The organism is Xanthomonas protegens, assembly GCF_038442435.1.
GTDB classification, from domain to species: domain Bacteria; phylum Pseudomonadota; class Gammaproteobacteria; order Xanthomonadales; family Xanthomonadaceae; genus Xanthomonas_A; species Xanthomonas_A sontii.
Map to the genome: position 1 here is coordinate 1 of NZ_JAQJCQ010000007.1, position 22,495 is coordinate 22,495.

The window sequence follows — 22,495 nt, forward strand, 5'->3', positions numbered from 1 at the left end:
TACGGCGTTCTCAAATCGGGCACTGCGTTCGACCCGAAAAGAGGCCTTGCCTGCTAGGGGGTAAGACGGTATCTACGGTATCTGCGCCATCCCGCAACGCCAGCGCTACGCGAGCAAGCCGTGCAACTTGGCGTACTGCAGCAGCATGATGGTCTTGGCGTCGGCGATCTCGCCGGTGTCGATCATCGCCAGCGCGGCATCCAGCGCCAGCTCCAGCACGTCGATTTCTTCGCCCTCGGCGGCCACGCCACCGCCGGCACCGACCTTGTCGCGGTCCACGTATTCGCCCACGAAGAAGTACAGCCGCTCCGTCACCGAACCGGGACTCATGAACGCCTCGAACACCTTGCGCACGTTCTCGATCCGGTAGCCGGTTTCCTCTTCGGTTTCCTTGCGGATGCAGGTCTCCGGATCATGGCGATCGAGCAGGCCGGCGCAGGCCTCGATCAGCATGCCGTCGGGATTGCCGTTGAGCAGGGTCGGCAAGCGGAACTGGCGAGTCAGCATCACCGTGCCCTTGGCGCGGCTGTACAGCAGGATCGTCGCGCCGTTGCCGCGGTCGTAGGCCTCGCGCGTGAGCGCCTGCCAGCTGCCGTCGTGACGCTGGAAATCGAAGCTGACCTTGCGCAGCACGTACCAGTTGTCCGACAGCACTTCGATGTTGGTGACGCGCACGCGTGGGTTGCCGGAAACGAAGGAAGGGTCCAAGCGAAACTCCAAGGGACAAGGGGCACGGCAGGCCGCAGGCGCGGCACCCGCCACACCTCTGCCGCCGTTCGACCGGGCAGTGTAGCCAGCACGAACACGTGCGCGCCGGCACGGGGTGCGCTTTGCGCAGCCGACCACACTGCCTCGGTGCCGCCGTCCGCATCGGGCTGCCGCCCCCAGCCAGGCTCCCGATTGCGTGCGCCGCAGCCGACCCGCACAATCGTCACACTTCGTAGACAGGGGGCGTCATGGAAGATCGTCGTCGCGTGGGCGCAGGCCGCGCACACCGCAGCACACCCGAACCGTTCTGGGCGCGCACCCGCGCCATCGCGCTGTATCCGCTGCGCGGCGGCGCGCTGTACGCGCTGATCGCGCTGACCCTGTGCAGCCTGCTGGGCATGCTGCCCGGCATCGGCTGGATCCTGGGCATCGTCACCACCCTGGCGATCTACAAGTACGCCTTCGAGATCCTGCGGCACACCGCCGACGGCTACCTGGACGCGCCGGAACGCGGCTTCGACATCGGCGACGGTGTGGTGCTGCGGCTGCTGGCGATGATGATCCTGCTCGGCGTGGCGGTGTTCGCCGCGCTGCTGCTGACCGGGCCGGTCGGCGGCCTGCTGATGCTGCTGGCGGTGGTGCTGCTGCAGCCGGGCATCCTGATTTCCCTGGCGATGGACGGCAGCCTGCGCCGCGCGCTGAACCCGGCGGTGTCGATCGGCCTGGCGCTGCGCATCGGCTGGCCGTACCTGGCCGCGTTCGGCCTGCTGTTCGTGATCCAGGCCAGCGCGCTGGGCGCCGCCGCCTGGCTGCAGCGCGCCCTGCCGCCACTGGTCGCCGACCTGGCGGTCACCGTGGTGACGATCTGGGGCCTGTTCGCCGCCTTCCACCTGATGGGCTATCTGGTCTACCAGTACCACGCCGTGCTGGGCTACGAACCGGCCACCGCTGCGGCCAACGCCTTCGCCCGCCACGACCCGGACCAGCGCGTGCTCGACGAGGCCGAACAACTGGTGCGCGACGGCCACACCGACGACGCGCTGCAGGTGCTGCGCAGCGAAGTGCGCACCCGCGCGGTGAGCCTGGGCGTGCACGAGCTGTACCAGCGCCTGCTGCGCGGCAGTGCGCGCCACGACGAACGCCGCGAACATACCCGCCAGTACATCCACCGGCTGCTGCAAGAGAAGCAGGAACGGCGTGCACTGGCCTTGCAGCGCGAGGCGCTGGATGCCGATCCCGACTTCGCGCCGCTGCTGCCGGAACAGGCCACGCTGCTGGCCGAACGCGCGCAGCTGGCGGGCCAGTTCCGGCTCGCCGCCGACGGCCTGCAGGCCGCGCTGCGTGCCTGGCCGAGGGCACCGGAACACAGCGCCTGGTCGCTGCAGGCCGCCTTGCTGCTTGCAGAACGCTTCGGCGAGGACGCGCAGGCGCGCGGCCTGCTGGAACACGCGCTGAGCAGCTGCGACGACGAGGCGCAACGCGGCAAGCTGCAGGCGGCGTTGCGTGCGGTGACGATCGCGCCGGTCTAGCGCGTCCTGCGGTGCGCGGAGCGGGACGCGGCAAGCGCCCCGCACGCACCAGGCAGCGCGCTCAGGCGTTGGCCAACAGGAACCGCGCCTTGTCCGCCTGCGGCAGATCCGGATAGCGCACGATCAGCCCCTCCAGCAGGCGCCGCCACTCCGCCGTGGCCTGGCGTTCGCCATGGCCCAGCGCGAGCCGGAACCAGGCCTGCGCCTGCTGCTCGCGCGGCGAGACCGCATCCTGCGCCAGCAGCGTCTCGGCCTCGGCCAGCATCCCCAGCGCCATCCAGCGCGCGAACAACGCCGCACGCGTCGGCGCATCCAGATCGCCGGCCGCGTGCAGCACTCCCGCCTGCTGCCGCGCCTCCTGGGGTGATGCGGCCGACAGGCGCAACAGCTCCAGCGCCCGTGCCCGCGCTGTCGCGGCCTGGCCGGCATTGGCGGCCAGGCGGTAGCGTGCCAGCGCCACATCGAAGCGCCGCGGCGCTTCCACGGCCAGCGCGTCCAGCAATGCACCGGCCTGGACGTGCTCCAGCCGGCCCAGGTGCGCCTGCGCACGCGCCCAGCGGTCGTCGACCGCTGCGCCGCCATCGTCGCGCAGAAAGGCCTCGCGCGTCTGTCCGGTTGCCACCAGCACAGCACCGAGCAGCGCGCCGACCACCAGGCCGCCGGCATGCGCGTCGAAGCCGATGCCGGCATCGTAGTTGAACAGCAGGTTGTACAGCTCCCAGCCCAGCCACAGCGGCAACAGCGCGATCGCCGGTGCACGCACGTAGTCGAACAGCACCGCCACCCAATAGAAGAAGCGCACCGGCCGCCGTCCCCAGACCACGCAGAACGCGCCCATCAGCGCCGCGATGGCGCCGGAGGCGCCGAGGCCCGCCCCTGCCTCGCCCCAGCGCCACCAAAGGCTCACCGCGCTGGAGCCGAACGCACCGAGCAGGTACACCGCCAGGAATCGCCAGCCGCCGATCGCGCCTTCCAGCAAGGTGCCCAGCGCCAGCAGGAACACCATGTTGCCGACCAGGTGCAGGACGTCGGCATGCAGGAAGGCCGACGTGAGCATGCGAGCCGGCGCCCATTCGGAACTGCGCTCCACATGGCGCAGGGTGAACACGCGCTGCAGCAGCGTGTCGTAGCGCGCGCGCAACGGCGCCCAGGCCTGTTGCGCATCCGCATCCGCGAACGCCGTGCCGTCGCGCATGGCCTGCACGAAGCGCACGTCGTGCACGGTGGCGGCGGCGACGAAGGCCGGCCGCTCCGCCGCCGGCACCTGCTGCAGCCGTGCCAGCGCGTCGCGCTGACCGCTGTGCTCCAGATAGCGCGCATAGGCCGGCGCTTCCAGCGCGCCGAGTCCGGAGTCCAGGTAGACGCGCAGCGCCTGCCGTAGCTGCGCCGCGTCGTGGCGTTGCCAGCCGACGTAGACCGCGACGTTGAGCAGGATCAGCAGCAGCGTGACCAGCGGGAAATTCTCCCGCGACAGCGGCTTGTGCAGCGGCAGGATCAACATCGAAGAACGTCCATGTGCGGGGCCGCGCCAGCTTCGGCCATCGCCCGCGGGTGCGCAAGCCGCAGGCACGCGCTAGCATCGCCACCCCGCTCCACCGCAGTCGCACCGATGAGCCGCTGGCGTCCCCCTGCCGAAAAAAGCACCGCCCTGATCACCCCGGAAGGCCATGCCCGGCTCAAGGCCGAGCTGGAGGAACTGTGGCGGGTGCGCCGCCCCGAGGTGGTCAAGGCGCTGGCCGCGGCGGCGGCCGAGGGCGACCGCTCGGAGAACGCCGAGTACACCTACCGCAAGAAGCAACTGGGCGAGATCGACCGCCGCGTGCGCTACCTGAGCAAGCGCCTGGAAGCGCTGCGCGTGGTCGCCGAGGCGCCGTCCGACCCGCAGGCGGTGTTCTTCGGCGCGCACATCGAACTGGAGGATGCCGACAGCGGCGAACTGCGCCGCTACCGCATCGTCGGCCCGGACGAGACCGACGCGGCGCGCGGCTGGATCAGCATCGATTCGCCGCTGGCGCGGGCGCTGCTGAAGAAGCGCGTCGACGACGAAGTGGAAGCGCAGCTGCCCGGCGGCCGCCACAGCTTCGTGGTGGTGGCGGTGGACTACGCCGCGCCGTGAGCGCGCGGCGCCGTGGCGCCACGCATGCCGCCGACTGCAGCGTCAGAGCACCCGCAGATCCAGCGGCTTTGCCGACAACGCCTGCGCCGGCAGCGCATCGCCGAACAGGTCGTGCTCGTCGCTGTCGGTGATCTCCACCTGCACCAGATCGCCCGGCTTCAACCCGAGTTCGCCGCCGTTCTGGATATGCACCAGACCGTCGATCTCCGGCGCATCGGCCTTGGAGCGCGCCACCGCGATGCCGTCCTCCAGCAGGTCGACCAGGCACTCCTGCACGCTGCCGATCTTGGCTTCCAGGCGCGCTGCGGAAATCGCCGCCTGCCGCTCCATGAAGCGCGCCAGCCGCTCCTGCTTGAGTTCCTCCGGCACCGGATCCGGCAACGCGTTGGCGCTGGCGCCTTCCACCGGCGAATAGGCGAACGCACCGACGCGGTCGAGCTGCGCTTCGTCGAGAAAATCCAGCAACTGCTCGAACTCGGCGTCTGTCTCGCCGGGGAAGCCGACGATGAAGGTCGAACGCAGGGTGATCTCCGGGCACAGCGCGCGCCAGCGCTGCACGCGCTCCAGGGTGCGCTCCACCGCGCCCGGCCGCTTCATCAGCTTGAGGATGCGCGGGCTGGCGTGCTGGAACGGGATGTCCAGGTACGGCAGCAGCTTGCCCTCGGCCATCAGCGGAATCACGTCGTCCACGTGCGGGTACGGATACACGTAATGCAGACGCGCCCACGCGCCCAGTTCCGACAGGCCCTCGCACAGCGCCTTCATCCGCGTCTGGTAGCTGCGGCCGCGCCACTCGCGCTCGGCGTACTTCAGGTCAACGCCATAGGCCGAGGTGTCCTGCGACACCACCAGCAACTCGCGCACCCCGCCCTTGACCAGGCGTTCGGCCTCGCGCAGCACCTCGTCGACCGGCCGCGACACCAGGTCGCCGCGCATCGACGGAATGATGCAGAAGCTGCAGCGGTGATTGCAGCCTTCGGAAATCTTCAGGTAGGCGTAGTGGCGCGGGGTCAGCTTGACGCCGATGTCGTCCTCGTTGCTGCCACGACCGCGCGGCAACAGGTCCACGAACGGATCGTGACGCGGCGGCAGCGCCGCATGCACCGCTTCCATCACGCTCTGGTAGTCCTGCGGACCGGACACCGCCAGCACGTCCGGATAGGCCGCGCGGATCTGCTCCGAGCGCTTGCCCAGGCAGCCGGTGACGATGACCTTGCCGTTCTCGGCCATGGCCTCGCCGATCGCCTCCATCGACTCGGCCACCGCCGAATCGATGAAACCGCAGGTGTTGACCACCACCACGTCGGCCGCGTCGTAGCTGGGCACGATCGCATAGCCCTCCACGCGCAGCTGGGTGAGGATGCGTTCGGAATCGACAAGGGCCTTCGGGCAGCCAAGGCTGACGAAGCCGACTTTGGGGGTCGCGAGAGACATTGGGGCCGGGGTCCGGGGGCCTGGGAGAAAAACAGCGCGCGAAGTATACCGGGCCGTGGCCGCCGGCGCGGCGGCGACCGGCTGTGCGCCCGCTCACCCCGGCTTAGCCTGGGCGATGGATAATCGCCGCTCCCCCACTCCACAGGACTCCCCGCATGGGCCACTGGACCACCCTCGACAACGCTCACGGCCAGGTTTCCGCCTGGCACGCCCTGCCCGAGGGCACGCCGCGCGGCGGCCTGGTCGTCATCCAGGAGATCTTCGGAGTGACCGACTACATCCGCGAGGTCGCCGACCGCTACGCCGCGCACGGCTACGAGGTGCTGGCGCCGGCGCTGTTCGATCCGGTCGAGAAGGACGCGCAACTGGCCTACGACCAGGACGGCGTGCACAAGGGCCTGGAGCTGGTCGGCGCGCTCGGCTTCGACCGCGCCCTGGACATCGTGCAGGCGGCCGCGCAGGCGCTGGCGCCGGCCGGCAAGGTCGGCACGCTTGGCTACTGCTGGGGCGGCAGCGTCGCGCTGCTGTCGGCGCTGCGCCTGGGCCTGCCCTCGGTGAGCTATTACGGCGGCCGCAACACCCAATTCCTGGACGAAACGCCGAAGGCGCCGGTGCTGTTCCACTTCGGCGCACAGGACGGCAGCATCCCGGCGGAGTCGATCCAGCAGCACCGCGAAAAGCTGCCGCAGATGCAGACCTTCGTGTACCCGGCCGGGCACGGCTTCGACCGCCATGTGGACCCGAACCACTACGACGCCGACAGCGCCGAGCTCGCCCGCGAACGCAGCCTGGCGTTCCTCGCCGAGCACCTGGGCTGAGCCGCGCCATGGCCGAGTTCGTCCTCGACCCGCGACTGCAGGCCGACAGCGCGTTCGTCGCCGACGGGCCGCTGTCGCAGGTGCGGCTGATGGACGATGCCCGCTTCCCGTGGCTGCTGCTGGTGCCGCGAGTGGCCGAGGCCAGCGAATGGATCGACCTGGACGGTGGCCAGCAGCGCCTGCTGCTGGCCGAGATCAACCAGCTCTCGCAACTGCTGCGGCAGGAGCCGGGCGTGCAGAAGCTCAACATCGGCGCGCTGGGCAACGTGGTGCAACAGCTGCACGTGCATGTGCTGGGGCGGCACCCGGACGATGCGGCGTGGCCCGGCCCGGTGTGGGGCAGCGGCACGGCGCAGCGCCTGCCCGCCGAAGAACTGCAGGCGCGTGTTGCGGCGTGGCGCCAGCGGCTACGATAGGCGCCCTTTTTGCGGAAGCCGCGCCCCCATGAAATCCAATGTGATCGCCGCCATAGTGCTGATCGTGATCGGCCTGGTGTTCCTGGCCAACAACCTGGGCTGGACCAACCTGAGCCTGGGCCGGCTGATCGCCACCTGGTGGCCGGCGATCCTGGTCGCGGTCGGCGTCGGCATGCTGTTCGGCCGCGGCAAGTAGGTGGGGCCGGGATTGGGGATTTGGGAGTGGGGATTCGTGAGAGCGATCCCCACTCCAGCCACATGTGTCGCGCGAGCGGCTTGCTGGAGCGCCCCCTAGGGCCGCCGTGTCGCGGCCGCTGGCTCAGCGGCGGACGTTGACCACGCGGGTGCCGGCGATCAGGTCGTGCAGGCAGCGCTTGTCCTGGCGGAAGATGAACAGCGCGTCCACCAGGGCGTAGATGCCGCCCACGATCGGCACCAGCGAGATCGCCTGGGTCGGCAGATAGCGCAGCGCGATCAGGCGCCAGAACGGCGGCTGCCCACCGTCCAGGTCGGCGATGCGGATCCACAGCAGCTTCTTGCCCCAGGTCTGGCCGCTCTTGGCCAGCGGGTAGCCCTGCACCAGCAGGAAGATCACCATGCCCAGCACGCCGTAGCCGAGGGTGGTCAGGAACGGCACCTGCACGCCGCTGCGCGCGGCGTCCATGACCTTGCCGAAATAGCCGGTCAGCGCCGCCACCGGCAGGAACGTCGCGATCGAGATCACGCCGTCGATCAGCGCCGCGCCGAGGCGCTCGCCGCGTCCGGCCAGGACCTCACCGTCGGCGATGCCCGGCAGCGCGGGCGGCAATGCCGCGTCGGGGGCCTGGTAGGGATTGGGGTCGTTCATTGCGCGCTCCTTGTGCTGTCGGAAAGAAGGGAGTGGGAGATCAGGTCTTGGGCAGGGTCACGCCGGTCTGGCCCTGGTACTTGCCGCCGCGGTCCTTGTAGCTGGTCTCGCAGACGTCGTCGGCATCGGACTGGAAGAACAGCATCTGCGCCACGCCTTCGTTGGCGTAGATGCGCGCCGGCAGCGGCGTGGTGTTGCTGAACTCCAGGGTCACGTGGCCTTCCCACTCCGGCTCCAGCGGAGTGACGTTGACGATGATGCCGCAGCGCGCGTAAGTGCTCTTGCCCAGGCACACCACCAGGGTGTCGCGCGGGATGCGGAAGAATTCCACCGTGCGCGCCAGCGCGAAGCTGTTGGGCGGGATGATGCACTCGTCGGCCTCGATGTCGACGAAGCTCTTGGGGTCGAAGTGCTTGGGGTCGACGATGGTCGAGTTGATGTTGGTGAACACCTTGAACTCGCGCGAGCAGCGCACGTCGTAGCCGTAGCTGGAGGTGCCGTAGCTGACGATGCGCTGGCCGTCGACCTGTTTGACCTGGCCCGGCTCGTAGGGCGCGATCATGCCGTGCTGTTCGGACATGCGGCGGATCCAGCGGTCGCTCTTGATGCTCATGGGGGTTCCTGATGCCGGTGGCGGCGGCCGCAGCCTGCGCGCCGGGAGCGCGGCCGACCGATGGGGCCGGCCGCAATGACCGGCGATTCTAGCCGGTCGCGGGGCGTTCGCGGCAGGCGCCGCGCGCCGCTCAGCGCAACGCCGCGGAGATCGGGATGGCGGCGCGCGGGCGCTTGCGCAGTTCCTCGGTCAGGCGCTGCGCGGTGGCAAGGTAGGCCTGCGCCGCGGCCGAGTCCGGTGCCGCGGCCACCACCGGAGTGCCGGCGTCGCCCTGCTCGCGGATCGCGATCGCCAGCGGCAGCGACCCCAGCAGCGGTACGCCGTACTGCTGCGCCATGCGCTGGCCGCCGCCCTCGCCGAACAGGTGCTCGACATGGCCGCACTGGCTGCAGGTGTGCACCGCCATGTTCTCGACGATGCCCAGCACCGGCACCTCGACCTTCTCGAACATCTTCAGCGCCTTCTTCGCATCCAGCGTGGCGATGTCCTGCGGGGTGGTGACGATCACCGCGCCGGCCACCGGGATCTTCTGCGCCAGGGTCAGCTGGATGTCGCCGGTGCCGGGCGGCAGGTCGATCAGCAGGTAGTCCAGGTCGTCCCACAGGGTGTCGGCGAACAGTTGGGTCAGCGCCGAGGTCGCCATCGGGCCGCGCCAGATCATCGGCGTGTCCTGGTCCACCAGCAGCCCGATCGACATCGCCTCGATGCCGAAGGCGCGCATCGGCTCGATGCTCTTGTCGTCCGGACTGTCCGGGCGTCCGCTCAGGCCGAGCATGGCCGGCACGCTGGGGCCGTAGACGTCGGCATCCAGCACGCCGACGCGCGCGCCCTGGCGCTGCAGGGCCAGGGCCAGGTTCACGGCAGTAGTGGACTTGCCCACCCCGCCCTTGCCGGAGCCGACGGCGACGACATTGCGGATGCGCGGGTGCGGGGCGAGCTTGGGCTGGACGGCGTGGGCGGGGAGACGCGGGCGATCGGTCATCGGAAAACTCAACAAGAAAGCGTCGGCGACGCAGGCCAGGCATGCGCGCGACGGAAAGGAAACCATGGACCGCACACGGCGCCGCGGGCAGCGGCAGCGGCGCGGGCCGCACAGACACATGACTATACAAGTGCACCGACGCACGGTCCTGCGCCGCGGGCGACGCGAGCGCTGGCGGATTTTGCGCAAATGCCGCGCGGTGCGGCCTGCGACAGACCTTTCGCCTCCGCCATCGCGCGCTTGGACACCGGCCCGCGCAGACGCCGGGATTGCGGCGCGCTATGCCGATGCGGCGATCACCCGTACTTGCACGCCCCACGATGGCGAGTCGCGCTCACCGAAATGGTGCGTCGGCGACCGCGCCGCGCTGCCGGCGGTGCCGGGATCGCCCCGTCGTCGCAGGCCTTCAGCGGCACGCCCCGCCACGCCCCACATTCGTTCAGCAACCTATACAACGAATGCCCCGCAATGGTGCAAAGCAACGCGGAACTTGTCTACGCCGCTGCCACGGCCCGGCGTTCGCCGACATTTCCTGCCTGATCGCCGCAGTTTTTGTTGGTAGACGAAAAAAGTGACACCCATGTACAAACCGCGTTAAGTCCGTGTTACGTTTGGGTTGATCGCAGGACGCGATCCCACTTTCAAGGCACACGTCGCGGCACGAGGCCCCTCGCCTTATCGATTGATTTTCGGGGAAGAGAAAGATGACTGTCCGTCATACTCGTAGTTTCAAGCACAGCCACCTGAGTGCCGCGCTGGCCTCCGCCATGCTTGTCCCGGCCGCGTTCGCCGCCTTCGCGCAGGACGCCACGACCGACGACAAGACCGATAAAGCGACGAATCTCGACAAGATCACCGTCACCGGATCGCTGATCCCGCAGACCGAGATCGAGACCGCCACCCCGGTCACCACGATCAACGCCGAAGAAATCAAGGCGCGCGGCTTCAGCACCGTCGCCGACGTGCTGCAGAAGAGCTCGTTCGCCACCGGCGGCGTGCAGGGCGGGCAGAGCTCGGGCACCTTCACCCAGGGCGCGAAGACGGTGAGCCTGTTCGGCCTGCCGCCGGGCTACGTGAAGTACCTGATCGACGGCCGTCCGATGTCGAACTACCCGGCGCTGTACAACGGCAGCGACACGTTCAACAACATCAGCGGCATTCCGATCGACCTGGTCGACCGCATCGAAATCCTGCCGGGCGGCCAGTCGTCGCTGTACGGCTCCGATGCGATCGCCGGCGTGATCAACGTCATCCTGAAGAAGAAGATGGACGGCGCGGTGTTCAGCATCCGCGGCGGCGGCTTCTCCGAGGGCGGCGGCAGCAATTTCCGCACCACCTTCGCCGACGGCTGGACCTCGGCCGATGGCCGCACCAGCATCCTGGGCGGCGTGCAGTACGAAGAGAAGGATCCGATCTGGGCCTACCAGCGCAGCCAGACCAAGCAGTTCAACACGCAGGGCTACAACGCCCAGCTGCCGAGCCGCGACTTCCTGGTCTACAGCCCGTTCACCAGCTACAAGTTCCTCGACCCGAACAACTGCAACAACGTGTCCGGCCTGTTCGGCGGCACGGAAGGGCTGCAGCGGCGTCGGGGCTTCGGCGACGAGTACTACTGCGGCTCCAAGTACACCCCGGGCTACCGCACCCTGGACAGCGGCACCAAGTCGCTGCAGGCCTACCTGCACGGCACCCATGACCTGAACGACAACGTGCAGCTGTACGGCGACGTGCTCTACAGCCACGACGAGGTCAAGTACAACGCCGGCTCCAACTACATCTGGTGGGGCACCGCTGCCGACTTCGGTTATTACTACGATCCGAACGTGGGCGACCTGCTGAACCTGCAGCGCGCGTTCGCGCCGGAAGAAATGGGCATCAACGGCATCAAGGACACGATGAGCCGCAACAAGAGCGACTCGGTACGCGTGACCTTCGGCGCCCAGGGCCAGCTCGGCCAGTCGAGCTGGGACTACGATGCCGGCGTCACCTACACCCAGTACAAGCTGGAAGAGCGCCAGCTGGTCCGCTACAAGAACGCGATCGACCAGTTCTTCGTGAACCGTGTGCTGGGTCCGCAGCTCGGCCTGGATCCGCTGTACGGCGCCTACCCGGTGTACTCGCCGAACTACGCGGCGTTCTACTCGCCGATCAGCCAGGCGGACTTCGCCAGCTTCACCGGCCAGGCCACCAACAAGAGCAAGACCTCCGACGGCATGATTCGCGTGCAGGCCACCAACGGCAAGCTGTTCAGCCTGCCCGGCGGCGACGCGGGCCTGGCCGTGGTCGGCGAGTACGGCAAGCAGAAGTGGGACTACGCGCCGGATCCGGTGATCCTCAACGGCGAAGTCTGGGGCCTGACCTCGGTGGCCGGCGGCGGTCAGCGCGACCGCTACGCGCTGACCTCGGAACTGCGCATGCCGGTGTTCGACCCGCTGACCATCACCCTGGCCGGCCGTTACGACGCGTTCAAGGCAAGTGGCCGCACCATCGACAAGCCGACCTACAGCATCTCGCTGGAGTACCGTCCGTTCGAAACCCTGCTGCTGCGCGGCAAGTACGGCACCGCGTTCCGCGCGCCGACCCTGTCCGACCTGTACCAGGGCCAGAGCGGCTACTACAACAGCGTCGTCGACTACTACCAGTGCGCGCGCCGCGGCTATCTGCCGGGCAACACCGACAACTGCCCGGCGGCCTTCTCCAGCCGTCAGTTCCGCGGGACGCAGTCGGGCAACCTGGACCTGAAGCCGATCAACGCCGATGTGTGGAGCGCGGGCTTCGTGTGGTCGCCGGTGGACCGCATGGCGCTGACCGTCGACTACCTCAACTGGGACATCAGCGATGAGGTGACCCAGCAGAGCGCCGACGGCCTGAGCCTGCAGGACTACCGCTGCCGCGCCGGTATCGACGATGCCGCCTCGGCGCTGTGCCAGGCCACGTTCTCCCAGGTCACCCGCAACGCCGCCGGCCAGATCACCAACATCTACACGCCGAAGATCAACGTCTCCAACCAGAAGCTGGAAGCGGTCACCGCCTCGTTCCGCTATGGCTACGACTTCGGTCGCTGGGGCGACCTGAGCACCATCGCCAGCTACAGCGAGAACCTGCGCCACAAGTACGTGCGCTACACGGGCGATACGCCGGTGGACCTGCTGAACGATCCGTACTGGAGCACCGACCCGAAGCGCAAGGCCGACGCGTCGCTGACCTGGGACATCGGCAAGTTCTCGACCACCTGGTACGCGAGCTGGTTCGACAAGACCCCGAACTACGCGGCGACCGTCGCACCGGCCGGCTATGCCTCCCCGCGCGCCGGCAAGCTGCCGTCGCACATCACCCACAACGCCAGCGTGACCTACAAGGCGTTCGAGGGCATGGAGCTGTCGCTGATGATGACCAACGTGTTCAACAAGATGCCGCCGCTGGACAAGTCCTACCCGGGCAGCGCGCAGTGGGCGTACAACGATTACAACTTCGACGTGTACGGCCGTGCGTACTACCTGGAAATGCGTTACTCGTTCGGCAAGTAAGCCGACGCGCATGTCCTCACAGAGCCCACCCGCAAGGGTGGGCTTTTTTTTGCCTCGCATTCGCGGTCTGCCCGGTCATTCCATCCATTGCAGGCGTCCTCCCGCGCTGCGCGTCGGCGAGCTGCATCGGGCACGCGTGATCTGCGCACGACAGCGTTCCGGCGCCGTGGCCGTTGGCGCCGTCAGCCCATGCTGTAATCGCGCCCAGCGCATCCGTCGTCGCCGAGACGCCCCCTCCTCGTCGCCGCATCCGATGCCGCAATGCATCCCGTGGAGATACCCGACATGCCGCGTCGCGACTTCGATCCCGCCACCTTCGCCGCGGATGGGCGGCCGGCAACCCAGGCACGGCTGTTCGATGCGGACACGCCGCCGCCGTGGCACGGCGTCGTCGCCGGCGCAGCCCTGGGTGGCGCAGTCACCGTCCTGACCTACGGCACCGATGCGATCGGAGACGGCCCGCCGCGCCACGTCCATCCGTACGACGAAACCTTCGTGGTGCTGGTTGGACGCGCGCGGTTCTTCGTCGGCGACAGCACGCTCGAGGCGACGGCCGGAGACGTGGTCTTCGGTCCCGCCGGCGTGCCGCACCGGTTCGAGAACCTGGGTCCTGGCCGTCTGCAGACGCGGGACATCCATCATTCGCCGACCTGGATCCAGACCGATCTGGACTAGGCGAGGCCAGCCGCGCGCGTTGCGGCAAGGTCGTCGCACGCAGGAGCGCCACGCAAGAAGCGCGCAGCGCTCACCGCTCCGCGCTACGCCTGCACCACGCGCCAGCGTGCGCGCCGGATACCACAGCGACCGATCACGGAGTGGTAGAGACCGGCCGCGCGGGCGGGTCCAGTGGTTACGGATAGAACGCCGACAACAGCGCCTTCAGGTCCTGCAGATCCTCGCCGTAGCGTTGCCAGCGGCCCATGTAGGAACGCGTCATCGACGTGCGCACCTGCACCACGCTGGCGGTCGCCACCGGCGCCTGGTTCTGCTCGAAGCGCAGGCAGGCGTCGTCCCATGGCAGGCCGCAGAACTCCAGCAGGCGGCGCGTGGTCGGCTCCTGCGCGTTCACCAGGTCCTCGTAGCCGACCTGCAGGATGCGTTGCGGCAGCACCGCGTTCCAGTGCGCCATCAGCCGGTCGAACATCAGGAAGTAGCGGCCGACATCCATCAGGTCGAACGAGTAGTCGTAGTACGGCGAGGACAGCGCGAACAGCTGGCGGAAATTGCTCAGGCAGGTGTCCATCGGATCGCGCCGCAGGCACACGATCTTCGCCTTCGGCAGGGCGCGCGCGATGTGGCCGGCGTAGAGGAAGTTGTGCGGCAGCTTGTCCACGAAGCGCGGCTTCAGCGCGGTGCCGGGCCGCGTGGACTCGACATAGCCGCGGCCGAGCGCGCGCCAGTCCAGCCCCTGCACCTGGCTCAGCGTGGCTTCGTCGAGGATCTCCGGCGACGGCGTGCCGGTCAGGCGCTTGAGCACCACCGAGAAGTTCTGCAGTTCCCCCGCCGAGTGCACCTGCGGATGGCTGGACAGGATCCGGTCCACCAGCGTGGTGCCGCTGCGCGGCATGCCGATCACGAAGATCGGCTCCTCGCTCTCGAAGCCCGCCACCGGCGCATCATCGGCGCGGAAGCTGCGATGCAGGGCCTCGAACAGGCGCGCATCGCGCTCGGAGGTGTAGCCGCGCGCACGCTTGTGCACCGACTTGCCCTGCACATAACCGCGGAACGCCGCGCGGTAGTCGCCGAGGTCTTCGTACTCCTTGGCCAGCGCCAGGTTCAGGTGCAGCACCGCGTCCGGATCGTCGCCGGCCGACGCCAGCGCGGCGCCCAGCAGCGCCAGGTTGTTCTCCTCCGGCGTCCACTTGCGCAGTTGCGACAGCGACAGGTACACCTTCCAGTAGCGCGGCTCCAGCGCCAGGCAGGCGCGGTATTCGGCCTCGGCCTCCTGCAGCCGTCCGGAGAACAGCAGCGAGGTGCCCAGGTTGTAGCGGAAGCTGGCCTGCTGCGGCGCCGCCTGCACCGCACGCGTGAACGCCTGCAGCGAGGCGGCATGTTCGTTGACCTGGCTGTAGACCACGCCCAGCGTGTCCAGCGTATGCGCGTCGGTGGGCTGCAGCGCCATCGCCTGATCGGCGAAGCGGTGCGCATCCTGCAGGAACCGCCCCATCGCCAACACGCGCGCCAGTTGCGCCGCGTAGTCGGCGCGTTCGGGATTGAGGGTCGCGGCCTGGTGCAGATGCGCCGCGGCGACCTGCATCTGCTGCAATTCCAGCGCCGCCACGCCCGCGACGAAATGCACGCCCGGATGCTGCGGCAAGGCCTGCAGCAGATGCTGCGCGATCCGCAGCGCGTGCGGCCAGTCGCTGCGGTTGAGCGCCGCGATGGCCTGGTTGTAGAGCTGAACCTGTTCGCTCATGGATGCGCCCGATCTCCCCTGGAAGGCTGGCCGCGGCGGCAGGCAGGCAGGCGCGGCGGACTCCGATTATGACCGCAGCGCAGCATTCGCGCGCATGCGCGGTGGCTGCCGCCGGCGGCTCGCCGCACACCCGGCCGCAAGGCGAGCGCGGAACGAAACGGGCTCGCCCTGGTGCAAACCACGCGGCGACAAGGGCTTGCGTCACGTGTCGTGCAAGCGCAACCGCCGCGGCGGCCTCTTCTACAGCAAGCCCGCTTCAAAAACATGTCATGTAACGCAAATTTTTCGTTACTTTTCCGATTCGTTCATGCTACGGTCAAGAAACGTGAAACGGACCTCACACTCTCTACACGTACCTGTCCAGGAAGGGACCCGGGTACTGCACATGCATCTAGGGGAAATTTGTCAATGTCAGTCAAAGCACCGACTCCCAAGCGGAGTCTTCTGGTCGTTGCTGTGTCCGCCATTCTGGCCCTGCCCGTCGCACCGGCGCTGGCGCAAAGCCAGACCCCGAGCGAGGAATCGGAAACGGAACAACTGACCGAGGCCACCGGCGCCAAGGCGCATACCCTGGAGAAGGTGACGGTGACCGGTTCGCGCATCCAGCGCACCGAAGTCGAGGGCCCCTCGCCCGTCACCATCATCTCCGCCACCCAGATCGAGCGCGAAGGCTTCAACACCGTCTTCGACGCGCTGAGCACGCTCACCCAGGCCTCGGGCTCCACCCAGAACGAGCTGTTCCAGGGCGGCTTCACCCCCAACGCCAGCGTGATCAACCTGCGCGGTCTCGGCCCCGGCCGTACCCTGCTGCTGATCAACGGCCGCCGCGCCGCGGACTACCCGCTGCCGTACAACGGCCAGAGCAACTTCGCCAACTTCGGCAACATCCCGGCCGCGGCGGTCGATCGCATCGAGATCCTCGCCGGCGGCGCCTCGGCCATCTACGGCTCCGATGCGGTCGCCGGCGTGGTCAACGTCATCCTCAAGACCAACTACGAGGGCGACCTGGTCAAGCTGCGCGGCAGCACCCTGACCCGCGGCGGCGGCGACGTCGGCGACTTCCAGTGGATCGGCGGCAAGACCGGCGACCGCTGGAGCCTGACCTACGCCTTCGAGTACACCGCCGGCGAGCCGCTGTACGGCTACCAGCGCGACTTCATGGATTCGGCGCTGGACAACCCGTTCCCGCCGGCCTTCGTCGGCATCCAGCCGACCGGCACCATGCGCGTGCGCCGCCGGACCGGCTCGACCACCAACTCCTACTTCGCGCCGCCGGCCGGCGCCTGCGAACAGTTGGGCGACGAGTGGGTGCGCTGGAACTACCGCACCGCCAGCGCCGCCGGCGCCATCACCAACCTCGGCCAGGCCTGCGGCACCTTCAAGGATCCGGCCTACCAGACCATCCGCAACGAGAACAACGACCTGTCCGGCTACGCCTACGGCACCTTCGACTTCGAAGGCGGCATGCAGGGCTGGGCCAGCCTGCAAGCCTGGTCGTCCGAGTCCAAGTACACCTCGGGCACCCAGTTCTGGTCCGGCCGCACCAATGGCGCGCTGTGGTTCGATCCGGGCTTCAACGCGCTGGTCGACGCGCAGCGCGTGTTCGCCCCGCAGGAAGCCGGCGGCGTCGAGCACCTGATGGCGCGCAACAAGGAGAAGTCCTACGACTTCGCCGCCGGCCTGCGCGGCAAGCTGGGCGACCGCTTCGACTGGGACCTGACCCTGTCGCGCGCCGAGTACAAGGTGAAGGTCGATCGTCCGCGCCTGATGGCCTCGGCGGTCAACGACTACTTCCTCGGCCAGCAACTGGGCACCCGCGTGGTCGGCGGCGTCACCTATCCGGTGTATCGCCTGAACCAGCAGCGCTACTACAGCGCACTGACCCCGGACCAGTTCGCGGCGTTGAGCACCACGGTCAAGACCGATGCCAACTCGCACGTCAACCAGGGCAGCTTCGTGCTCTCCGGCGACCTGTTCGAGCTGCCGGCCGGCGCGCTGGGCTTCGCCGGCGTCGTCGAAGCCTCGCAGCAGGAGTACAAGCTCAACGCCGACCCGCGCATCCTGCCCGACTACACCGGCACCGACCGTCCGTACAACCTCACCGGCACCGGCGGCGGCGGCAAGCGCGACCGCTACGCGCTGGGCGTGGAGCTGTCGATTCCGATCCTCAGCTCGCTGAAGGCGCACCTGGCCGGACGCCTGGACAAGTACGACGACGTCACCGCGGTGGACGACGCCAAGACCTGGAACGCCGGCCTGGAATGGCGTCCGCTGGACAATCTGCTGTTCCGCGGCTCCTACTCCACCAGCTTCCGCGCGCCGGACCTGCACTACGTGTTCGCCGATCGCAGCGGTTCGTTCTCCAGCATCTTCGACACCCGTCGCTGCCTGGAAAGCGGACGCGCCGCGGCGCAGTGCCCGACCTCGGACACCACGGTGAACTACACCGCATACGGCGTGCGCCAGGGCACCACCAACCTGTCCGAGGAAACCGGCACGTCGTGGACCGCCGGCTTCGTGTGGGACGTGCTCGACGGCCTGTCGGTCACCGCCGACTACTACGACATCCGCCTGAAGAACGTGGTGGCCGACATCACCTCCACCTACATCCTCGACGGCGAAGCCGGCTGCGTGACCGGGCTGACCCGCAACCGCAACCCGTTCACCCTGGGTGCGCCGGGCTCGGCGTTCTGCAACGACATGCTGTCGCGGGTCACCCGCCTCAGCGCGCCGGGCACGCCGAACGACGGCCAGATCACCGAGATCCGCCGCGGTCCGATCAACCGCGCCTTCCTCGGCACCAAGGGCATCGATGCGTCGCTGGACTACCGCCTGGACACCGACCGGCTGGGCGACTTCCGCTTCCAGGTGGGCTACTCGCACACCCTCGAGCAGAAGTCGGCCGAGTTCAAGGGCGATCCGATCCTCGATTACCGCGACGACCTGGGCAACTTCGACTTCCGCAGCCGCATCCGCACCACCGCGACCTGGCAGAAGAACGACTGGCAGGCGGCGGTGTTCATGATCCGCTACGGCAGCCTGCCGAACTGGCAGGAGACCGGCCGCATCGCGCCGTACTTCATCTGGAACGCGAACGTGGGCAAGAAGCTGACCGACAAGCTGACGGTCAACTTCTACGTCAACAACGTGTTCGACAAGACCCACCCGAAGGACAGCGGCTACAACACGTATCCGTACTTCTGGCGCGCCTACAGCCCGTACGGCCGCGAGGTGGCGGCGGAGTTCCAGTACCGCTTCCGCTGAGCCGCAGCACGCGCACTGGAGGTCAGCGAGAGCCCGGCATCGGGCTCTCGCTGTGTTCAATCACGCAAAAAGGATTCTCGTGAAACGACTCGTTGCTTTCTGCGCGCTGGGGCTGTGCCTGCACGTCGGCATCGCCGCGGCCGCTCCCCCGCCCATTGCGGATTTCGTCAAACGTCCCACCTACAGCGCGGTCAAGATTTCGCCGGACGGCGAATACCTGGCGCTGACCGTGGACCGCGGCGAGCAGGACGTGCTGACCGTGCTCGGCACGCGCGACCTCAAGCCGATCAAGGTCAACGTGCTGCCGGACGGCAAGAGCGTCGGCGCGTTCTACTGGACCGGCCGCAAGCGTCTGCTGTTCACCGCGGTCAAGAAGGTCGGTTCGTTCGAGCGGCCGATGGGCACCGGCGAGTGGTTCGCGGTCGACGCCGATGGCGGCCAGCCGCGCACCCTGATCGAATACGGCACCCAGGGCGTCACCCAGCGCGGCAAGAGCGTCGGCCGCGAATCGTTCGGGCTGCTCGACACGCTGCGCGACGACGAGCAGAACGTGATCATGCAGGTGCGCTACCCGCGCTCCTCGGAAGGCGCCGGCACCGAGGTGGTGATGATCGACACCCTCAGCGGGCGTCGCAAGTCGCTGGGCCGCGCGCCGAAGACGAACTGCTCCATCGCCCTGGACGCGGCCAAGCAGCCCGCGTTCGCCACCTGCCAGAGCGACAAGGACGAGGACACCGGCTACGACAGCCACAGCGAGGTGTACGCGCTGAAGGACGGCAAGTGGGAGCTCATCAACGCCAGCAAGGCCGATGGCGCGCGCCTGGACATCGCCTGGTCCACCGCCAACGGCCGCGTCTATGCCACCCGCGACGACGGCAAGGCGCCCGGCGCGTTCGGCTACCTGGATCCGCGCAGCGGCGGCTTCGTGGCCCTGTTCCAGGACCCCACCAGCGAGGTCGCGCGCACCATCACCGCCACCGACGGCTCGGACACCGCGCTGGCGGTGGTCACCGAGGCCGGCGCGCCGCAGGTCAAGCTGATCGACGAGGCGCATCCGGACGCAGCGCTGTACGCCAGCCTGGCCGCGGCCTTTCCCGGCCAGTACGTCGACTTCGCCAGCGCCACCCGCAATGGCGACACCATCGTGGTCAGCGTGCGCAGCGACCAGAATCCCGGCGAGCTGTACCTGTACCAGCGCGCCACCGGCAAGGCGCGCTTCCTGATGAAGAGCCGGCCCTGGATCGATGCGGCGAAGATGGCCACGATCACGCCGATCCAGTTCACCGCGCGCGACGGGCTGCGCATCCACGGCTACCTCACCGTGCCGGCCGGAGCGCAGGCGAAGCACCTGCCGCTGATCGTCAACGTGCACGGCGGACCGATGGGGCCGCGCGACAACTGGGGGTTCCATTCGGAGGCGCAACTGTTCGCCAGCCGCGGCTACGCCACGCTGCAACTCAACTACCGCGGCTCCGGCGGTTTCGGCAAGGCGTTCATGGACCGCGCCTACGGGCAGTGGGACGGCGGCATCCTCAACGACATCGTCGACGGCACCCAGTACGCCATCCAGCAAGGTCTGGCCGATCCTGAGCGGATCTGCATCTACGGCGGCAGCTTCGGCGGCTACGCCGCGATGATGGCGCCGGTGCGCGCGCCGGGGCTGTTCCGCTGCGCGTTCGGCTACGTCGGCATGTACGACGCCAAGATCCAGTTGCGGCTCAGCGACACCAGCAAGAGCGAGAGCGGCAGGCGCTATCTGCTGCGCGCCTTCGGCAGCACCAGTGCCGAGCAGGAGCGGATGTCGCCGATCAACCACGTGCAGGCGCTGACGCTGCCGATCTACCTCGCCGCCGGCGCCCGCGACGACCGCTGCCCGCCGGAGCACACCGAGGCACTGGCCAAGGCGTTGCAGGCGGCCGGGCATCCGCCCGAAGGCGTGATCGTGCAGTCCGGCGAAGGCCACGGCTTCTACAAGGAGGAAAACAATCTCAACCTCTACACCCGGATGCTGGGGTTCTTCGACGCGCACCTGGGCGGTTCCGCGGCACGACCGGGCGCATCCGCGCAGGCCGGCGCGCCCTGACGCTGGCGCAGACAACGCCACGGCGCGCCGCCGTGGCACGCGCGGCGCGCTGCACGCGCCGCGCCTTTCCCTCGCCCTGGTCGCCATGCCAGGGTTTTTTTTGTCCTGCCGTTGCGGTTCGCCGCTCAGCCGCGCAGCAGCGCCATCGCCGCGTTGTGGCCGGGTGCGCCGGTCACGCCGCCGCCCGGATGGGTCCCGGAGCCGCACAGGAACAGGCCGGGAATCGCGCCACGGTACGCCGCCTGGCCGAGCATCGGACGCGCACTGAACAACTGGTTGAGGCTCAGCGCGCCGTGGAAGATGTCGCCGCCGACGAGGCCGAAGATGCGTTCCAGGTCCAGCGGGCTCAGCACCTGCCGGCCCAGCACCGAGGCGGCGAAGCCCGGCGCGTAGCGCTCGACGGTGGCGATCATCAGGTCGGCGACCTCGTCGCGGTGCGCGTCCCAGCTGCGCCCGTCCGGCAACTGCGGCGCCACATGCTGGCAGAACAAGCTGGCCACGTGCTGGCCGGGCGGCGCCAGGCCATCGTCCAGGGTGCTGGGAATCAGCAGTTCGACGATCGGTTCGCGCGACCAGCCGTGCCGGCGCGCGTCGTGGTAGGCGCGGTCCATGTACTCCAGGCTCGGCGCCAGCACGATGCCGGCGGTGAGATGGTCGCCCGGCCCCGGCAGCGCGCTGAAACTGGGCAGCCGCGACAGCGCCACGTTCATGCGGAACGTGCCGGAACCGCAACGCCAGTGCGCCATGCGCTCGCGGGTGGCGGCCGGCACGTGCGCCGGATCGAGCAGGCGCTCGTACAGCAGCTTGGGATTGACGTTGGCGACCACGTGCCGCGCCCGCAGGCGCTCGCCCTGCTCGGTGACCACGCCGACCGCGCGTCCGCCTTCGACCAGGATCTCGCGCACGCCGGCATCGGTGCGGATGTGCGCGCCGGCCGCGGTCGCGGCACGGGCCATGGCCTGGGTGATCGCGCCCATGCCGCCCAGCGCATGACCCCAGGCGCCCTTCACTCCATTGCTCTCGCCGAACACGTGGTGCAGCAGCACGTAGGCCGATCCCGGCGTGTACGGGCTGGCGTAGTTGCCGACGATGCCGTCGAAGCCGAACAACGCCTGCGCCGCGTCGCTCTCGAACCAGCGCTGCAGGTACTCGGCGGCGGAGATGGTGAACAGGTCCAGCAGGTCCTGGCGCAGCTCCGCATCCAGCGCATGCAGGCGGCGCCCGAGGCGGCCGGCGCGCAGCAGCTCGGGCAGTGCCTGCAGCCAGCCGCCGTCGGTGACGTTGGGCGGCGGCTGCAGCGCCAGCGCGCGCAGCACGTCGGCGATGCCCTCCAGCCGCGCCTCGTAGGCCGGCAGGCGCGCGGCGTCGCGCGCGGAGAACTTGGCCAGTTCGGCCTGGGTGTGGCCGGTGCCGGTCAACAGGTAGCGCCCGTCCGGCAACGGCAGGAAGTTGTTGCGCCGGCGCGGCACGACGCGCAGGCCGTGCCCGGCCAGGTCGAGATCGGCGATCACCTTGGGCTGCAGCAGCGACACCGTGTAGGATGCCACCGAGTTGTGGAAGCCGGGGTGGAACTCCTCGGTCACCGCGGCGCCGCCGACCACGCCGCGCCGCTCCAGCACCGTCACCTTCCAGCCGGCCCGCGCCAGGTAGGCGGCGCAGACCAGGCCGTTGTGGCCGGCGCCGACGATCAGGGCATCGCATGGCGGTTCGCGGGTCATGGCCGCATGGTAAGCCAGCGCCGG

At 68.8% G+C, this 22,495-nt stretch carries 17 protein-coding genes; 9 read left to right on the forward strand and 8 right to left on the reverse strand.

Going from position 1 to position 22,495, the window contains the following annotated elements; all coding sequences use genetic code 11:
• Positions 1–105: 105 nt before the first annotated feature.
• Positions 106–708, reverse strand: coding sequence for a GDP-mannose pyrophosphatase NudK (gene nudK, locus PIQ37_RS09660; RefSeq protein WP_342073302.1), 603 nt, complete (start codon positions 706–708; stop codon positions 106–108).
• 248 nt (positions 709–956) lie between these two features.
• Between nudK and PIQ37_RS09665 the strand changes: the two genes are divergently transcribed.
• Positions 957–2,237 carry a tetratricopeptide repeat protein gene (locus PIQ37_RS09665; protein WP_342073303.1) on the forward strand — a complete coding sequence of 427 codons (1,281 nt, stop codon included), beginning with the start codon at positions 957–959 and terminating at the stop codon, positions 2,235–2,237.
• Between the two features lie 61 nt (positions 2,238–2,298).
• Here the strand turns inward: PIQ37_RS09665 and PIQ37_RS09670 are convergent, their stop codons facing one another.
• Positions 2,299–3,738, reverse strand: coding sequence for a rhomboid family intramembrane serine protease (locus PIQ37_RS09670; protein WP_342073304.1), 1,440 nt, complete (start codon positions 3,736–3,738; stop codon positions 2,299–2,301).
• A gap of 108 nt (positions 3,739–3,846) precedes the next feature.
• Here PIQ37_RS09670 and greB point away from each other — a divergent pair, with 108 nt between their 5' ends.
• A complete protein-coding gene (gene greB, locus PIQ37_RS09675) occupies positions 3,847–4,353 on the forward strand; it encodes a transcription elongation factor GreB (protein WP_017911327.1) in 507 nt (168 codons plus the stop codon).
• Between the two features lie 42 nt (positions 4,354–4,395).
• Here the strand turns inward: greB and rimO are convergent, their stop codons facing one another.
• Positions 4,396–5,787: a 30S ribosomal protein S12 methylthiotransferase RimO gene (rimO, locus tag PIQ37_RS09680; protein ID WP_342073305.1), complete on the reverse strand. Its 1,392-nt coding sequence runs from the start codon at positions 5,785–5,787 to the stop codon at positions 4,396–4,398.
• A 155-nt stretch (positions 5,788–5,942) separates the two neighbouring features.
• Here rimO and PIQ37_RS09685 point away from each other — a divergent pair, with 155 nt between their 5' ends.
• Genes PIQ37_RS09685 through PIQ37_RS09695 form a run of 3 tightly spaced genes read left to right on the forward strand, consistent with a single transcriptional unit; the run spans position 5,943 to position 7,217 of the window.
• The gene (locus PIQ37_RS09685) at positions 5,943–6,605 is read left to right on the forward strand and encodes a dienelactone hydrolase family protein (RefSeq protein ID WP_342073306.1); all 663 of its coding nucleotides are present in this window, start codon (positions 5,943–5,945) and stop codon (positions 6,603–6,605) included.
• An 8-nt stretch (positions 6,606–6,613) separates the two neighbouring features.
• Positions 6,614–7,021, forward strand: a complete 408-nt coding sequence (locus tag PIQ37_RS09690) for an HIT family protein (RefSeq protein WP_342073307.1) — start codon at positions 6,614–6,616, stop codon at positions 7,019–7,021.
• 28 nt (positions 7,022–7,049) lie between these two features.
• Positions 7,050–7,217 (forward strand): LiaI-LiaF-like domain-containing protein, encoded by a 168-nt coding sequence (locus tag PIQ37_RS09695; protein WP_003467495.1) that lies wholly within the window; start codon positions 7,050–7,052, stop codon positions 7,215–7,217.
• Positions 7,218–7,340: 123 nt separating this feature from the next.
• Here the strand turns inward: PIQ37_RS09695 and PIQ37_RS09700 are convergent, their stop codons facing one another.
• From PIQ37_RS09700 to apbC, 3 genes are all read right to left on the reverse strand, one after another.
• A complete protein-coding gene (locus PIQ37_RS09700) occupies positions 7,341–7,868 on the reverse strand; it encodes an RDD family protein (protein WP_342073308.1) in 528 nt (175 codons plus the stop codon).
• A gap of 40 nt (positions 7,869–7,908) precedes the next feature.
• Positions 7,909–8,481, reverse strand: a complete 573-nt coding sequence (gene dcd, locus PIQ37_RS09705; protein ID WP_010340509.1) for a dCTP deaminase — start codon at positions 8,479–8,481, stop codon at positions 7,909–7,911.
• Between the two features lie 130 nt (positions 8,482–8,611).
• On the reverse strand, positions 8,612–9,463 hold the full coding sequence (gene apbC, locus PIQ37_RS09710) for an iron-sulfur cluster carrier protein ApbC (RefSeq protein ID WP_267099148.1): 852 nt from the start codon (positions 9,461–9,463) through the stop codon (positions 8,612–8,614).
• Positions 9,464–10,230: 767 nt separating this feature from the next.
• On the opposite strand from apbC, the gene PIQ37_RS09715 reads away from it, so the two are divergent.
• Together PIQ37_RS09715 and PIQ37_RS09720 are read left to right on the forward strand one after the other, a co-directional pair.
• On the forward strand, positions 10,231–12,990 hold the full coding sequence (locus PIQ37_RS09715) for a TonB-dependent receptor plug domain-containing protein (RefSeq protein WP_342073451.1): 2,760 nt from the start codon (positions 10,231–10,233) through the stop codon (positions 12,988–12,990).
• Positions 12,991–13,275: 285 nt separating this feature from the next.
• Positions 13,276–13,665, forward strand: coding sequence for a cupin domain-containing protein (locus PIQ37_RS09720; protein WP_342073309.1), 390 nt, complete (start codon positions 13,276–13,278; stop codon positions 13,663–13,665).
• A 175-nt stretch (positions 13,666–13,840) separates the two neighbouring features.
• On the opposite strand, the gene PIQ37_RS09725 is transcribed toward PIQ37_RS09720, so the two are convergent.
• On the reverse strand, positions 13,841–15,406 hold the full coding sequence (locus PIQ37_RS09725; protein ID WP_342073310.1) for a tetratricopeptide repeat-containing sulfotransferase family protein: 1,566 nt from the start codon (positions 15,404–15,406) through the stop codon (positions 13,841–13,843).
• A 456-nt stretch (positions 15,407–15,862) separates the two neighbouring features.
• Between PIQ37_RS09725 and PIQ37_RS09730 the strand changes: the two genes are divergently transcribed.
• Together PIQ37_RS09730 and PIQ37_RS09735 are read left to right on the forward strand one after the other, a co-directional pair.
• Positions 15,863–18,670 carry a TonB-dependent receptor plug domain-containing protein gene (locus tag PIQ37_RS09730; protein WP_342073311.1) on the forward strand — a complete coding sequence of 936 codons (2,808 nt, stop codon included), beginning with the start codon at positions 15,863–15,865 and terminating at the stop codon, positions 18,668–18,670.
• 79 nt (positions 18,671–18,749) lie between these two features.
• Entirely contained in the window at positions 18,750–20,753 is a 2,004-nt protein-coding gene (locus tag PIQ37_RS09735; RefSeq protein WP_342073312.1) for an alpha/beta hydrolase family protein, read from the forward strand.
• Between the two features lie 125 nt (positions 20,754–20,878).
• On the opposite strand, the gene PIQ37_RS09740 is transcribed toward PIQ37_RS09735, so the two are convergent.
• A complete protein-coding gene (locus PIQ37_RS09740) occupies positions 20,879–22,471 on the reverse strand; it encodes a phytoene desaturase family protein (RefSeq protein WP_342073313.1) in 1,593 nt (530 codons plus the stop codon).
• Between the last annotated feature and the right edge of the window lie 24 nt (positions 22,472–22,495).

Bases quoted from the DNA above. Each gene is read 5' to 3' on its own strand.
- PIQ37_RS09665 (WP_342073303.1), top strand. From the start codon at position 957: ATGGAAGATCGTCGTCGCGTGGGCGCAGGCCGCGCACACCGCAGCACA.
- PIQ37_RS09670 (WP_342073304.1), bottom strand. From the start codon at position 3,738: ATGTTGATCCTGCCGCTGCACAAGCCGCTGTCGCGGGAGAATTTCCCG.
- greB (WP_017911327.1), top strand. From the start codon at position 3,847: ATGAGCCGCTGGCGTCCCCCTGCCGAAAAAAGCACCGCCCTGATCACC.
- rimO (WP_342073305.1), bottom strand. From the start codon at position 5,787: ATGTCTCTCGCGACCCCCAAAGTCGGCTTCGTCAGCCTTGGCTGCCCG.
- PIQ37_RS09685 (WP_342073306.1), top strand. From the start codon at position 5,943: ATGGGCCACTGGACCACCCTCGACAACGCTCACGGCCAGGTTTCCGCC.
- PIQ37_RS09690 (WP_342073307.1), top strand. From the start codon at position 6,614: ATGGCCGAGTTCGTCCTCGACCCGCGACTGCAGGCCGACAGCGCGTTC.
- PIQ37_RS09695 (WP_003467495.1), top strand. From the start codon at position 7,050: ATGAAATCCAATGTGATCGCCGCCATAGTGCTGATCGTGATCGGCCTG.
- PIQ37_RS09700 (WP_342073308.1), bottom strand. From the start codon at position 7,868: ATGAACGACCCCAATCCCTACCAGGCCCCCGACGCGGCATTGCCGCCC.
- dcd (WP_010340509.1), bottom strand. From the start codon at position 8,481: ATGAGCATCAAGAGCGACCGCTGGATCCGCCGCATGTCCGAACAGCAC.
- apbC (WP_267099148.1), bottom strand. From the start codon at position 9,463: ATGACCGATCGCCCGCGTCTCCCCGCCCACGCCGTCCAGCCCAAGCTC.
- PIQ37_RS09715 (WP_342073451.1), top strand. From the start codon at position 10,231: ATGCTTGTCCCGGCCGCGTTCGCCGCCTTCGCGCAGGACGCCACGACC.
- PIQ37_RS09720 (WP_342073309.1), top strand. From the start codon at position 13,276: ATGCCGCGTCGCGACTTCGATCCCGCCACCTTCGCCGCGGATGGGCGG.
- PIQ37_RS09725 (WP_342073310.1), bottom strand. From the start codon at position 15,406: ATGAGCGAACAGGTTCAGCTCTACAACCAGGCCATCGCGGCGCTCAAC.
- PIQ37_RS09740 (WP_342073313.1), bottom strand. From the start codon at position 22,471: ATGACCCGCGAACCGCCATGCGATGCCCTGATCGTCGGCGCCGGCCAC.